Annotated in this window: 1 protein-coding gene; it reads right to left on the reverse strand. The window is 31.9% G+C overall.

What is annotated here, in order from left to right:
• Window positions 1-79 precede the first annotated feature (79 nt).
• The coding region (locus tag SB717_RS34900; protein ID WP_410907463.1) for a DUF975 family protein at window positions 80-301 on the reverse strand (222 nt) is incomplete at its 5' end.

A 301-nucleotide genomic window follows, 5' to 3' on the forward strand; every position in this document is an offset into this window, starting at 1 on the left:
TTACTAGCAATCAATTTATAAAGTTTCTACAAAAAACCCCCAGTATGAACAAATAATTCATACTGGGGGTTTTATAGTGCTAAATATTTTTCTCATAATATTCTTCTGCGATCTCTTCGTAAAAAGCCGCAGATGTTGTGTAGAAATATGGAATTAACCATAAGAATCCAATCCCTAACGTAATACAACTTAATATAAACCAACCGATAAAACTTAAACATAAAATGAAATACTCCATCTTATGTCCATCCATCATATGACGACTTTCTGTAATAGCTTGGTTCAGTGAATACTCAGGATG

This window comes from Priestia sp. SIMBA_032 (genome assembly GCF_046535215.1).
Taxonomy (GTDB): Bacteria; Bacillota; Bacilli; order Bacillales; family Bacillaceae_H; genus Priestia; species Priestia aryabhattai.